Below are 2,500 nucleotides of genomic sequence, written 5' to 3' on the forward strand. Positions count from 1 at the left end.
CCTCTTCCCTCCCCCCTGCTTCATTGCCATGAACGCGAAAAAGCCCCGCCTCATTTCTGAGTGCGGGGCTTTTGTTTTCGAGATTGTATTGAGACATCCGTTTTTGGCAGACCTGGCAGCGACCTACTCTCCCAAGCCTTAAGACTTAGTACCATTGGCGCGGAAGCATTTGACGGTCGAGTTCGGGATGGGATCGGGTCTTGGGCGCTTCGCAAGAACCACCAGGTCAGCGAAAAACGGATGGTGAAGATCTGGTTAATGTTTGTTGTTCCAACGCTTTCCCATGCAAGAAGCGTTGGTGGTGTATTTCTGAGCGATCGTCAGATCAATGCGGACATTGATTAATGAGAACGATCAAGCCAATCGAGCTATTAGTACCGGTAAGCTTCACACATTGCTGCGCTTCCACACCCGGCCTATCGACGTGGTGGTCTTCCACGGCTCTCAAGGGAATACTCGTTTTGAAGGAGGCTTCCTGCTTAGATGCTTTCAGCAGTTATCCCGTCCGAACTTAGCTACCCTGCAATGCGGCTGGCGCCACAACAGGTCCACCAGAGGTTCGTCCAACCCGGTCCTCTCGTACTAGGGTCAGCTCTTCTCAATATTCCTACACCCACGGCAGATAGGGACCGAACTGTCTCACGACGTTCTAAACCCAGCTCACGTACCACTTTAAATGGCGAACAGCCATACCCTTGGGACCTGCTCCAGCCCCAGGATGTGATGAGCCGACATCGAGGTGCCAAACAATGCCGTCGATATGGACTCTTGGGCATTATCAGCCTGTTATCCCCAGCGTACCTTTTATTCGTTGAGCGATGGCCCTTCCACGCGGGACCACCGGATCACTATGACCGACTTTCGTCTCTGCTCGACTTGTCAGTCTCGCAGTCAGGCAGGCTTATGCCATTGCACTCAGCGAACGATTTCCGACCGTTCTGAGCCCACCATCGCGCGCCTCCGTTACTCTTTGGGAGGCGACCGCCCCAGTCAAACTACCCACCATACGCTGTCCCGGACACTGTTATGCCGCGGTTAGACATCTATGACGATAAGGGTGGTATCTCATCTTGCGGCTCCACCAGAGCTGGCGCCCTGGCTTCAAAGCCTACCACCTATCCTGCACATGCCGACACAAATGCCAGCGTAAAGCTATAGTAAAGGTGCATGGGGTCTTTCCGTCTGACCGCAGGAACCCCGCATCTTCACGGGGAATTCAATTTCGCTGAGTCTATACTGGAGACAGTGGGGAAGTCGTTACGCCATTCGTGCAGGTCGGAACTTACCCGACAAGGAATTTCGCTACCTTAGGACCGTTATAGTTACGGCCGCCGTTTACCGGGGCTTCATTTCAAAGCTTGCACCTCTCCATTTAACCTTCCGGCACCGGGCAGGCGTCAGACCCTATACGTCGTATTGCTACTTCGCAGAGCCCTGTGTTTTTAGTAAACAGTCGCCACCCCCTCTTTTGTGCCACTCCACAACGGTTGCCCGCTGGGAAGTCACGCTTATCCCGAAGTTACGCGTGCAATTTGCCGAGTTCCTTCAGTATAGTTCTCTCAAGCGCCTTGGTATACTCTACCAGTCCACCTGTGTCGGTTTAGGGTACGGTCAATATCGATGGAGCTATTTCCAGGAACCGGCTCATCGCACCCCCAATCCAATAAGGGGATACGAACCTGCGCGATCCGTCACTACCATCTGGTTCACGAATATTAACGTGATTCCCATCGGCTACGCATTTCTGCCTCACCTTAGGGGCCGACTAACCCTGCGCTGATTAGCATTGCGCAGGAACCCTTGGACTTTCGGCGAAAGTGTCTCTCACACTTTTTGTCGCTACTCATGTCATCATTCGCACTTCCGATACCTCCACGGCCCCTCACAGGTACCGCTTCGCAGGCTTACGGAACGCTCCGCTACCGCTTGCACGTAAACGTGCAAACCCTAAGCTTCGGTGGATAGTTTTAGACCCGTTACATCTTCGCCGCAGGAACGCTTGACCAGTGAGCTGTTACGCTATCTTTAAAGGATGGCTGCTTCTAAGCCAACCTCCTGGTTGTCTAAGCATTCCCACATGCTTTCCCACTTAACTATCACTTGGGGACCTTAGCTGTAGGTTAGGGCTGTTTCCCTTTTGACGACGGACCTTAGCACCCGCCGTCTGTCTCCCGGATATCACTTGTGGGTATTCGGAGTTTGGTTAGGTTTGGTAAGTCGGTGAGACCCCCTAGCCCATCCAGTGCTCTACCCCCCACAGTGTTCGTCCGAGGCGATACCTAAATATCTTTCGCGGAGAACCAGCTATTTCCAAGTTTGATTGGCCTTTCACCCCTAGGAACAAGTCATCCCCGTAATTTTCAACTTACGTGGGTTCGGCCCTCCAGTTGGTGTTACCCAACCTTCAGCCTGCTCATACCTAGATCACTTGGTTTCGGGTCTAATCCAACTAACTTAACGCCCTATTCAGACTCGCTTTCGCTGCGCCTACACCTAACGG

At 52.9% G+C, this 2,500-nt stretch carries 2 rRNA genes (1 of these 2 cut by a window edge); both read right to left on the reverse strand.

Going from position 1 to position 2,500, the window contains the following annotated elements:
* Positions 1 to 110 precede the first annotated feature (110 nt).
* Positions 111 to 226, reverse strand: a 5S ribosomal RNA gene (rrf, locus tag HRU92_RS12290).
* A gap of 124 nt (positions 227 to 350) precedes the next feature.
* A 23S ribosomal RNA gene (locus tag HRU92_RS12295) occupies positions 351 to 2,500 on the reverse strand (it continues 573 nt past the right edge of the window).

Origin of the sequence: Devosia sp. 1635 (assembly GCF_013185955.1) — a bacterium.
Taxonomy (GTDB): Bacteria; Pseudomonadota; Alphaproteobacteria; order Rhizobiales; family Devosiaceae; genus Devosia.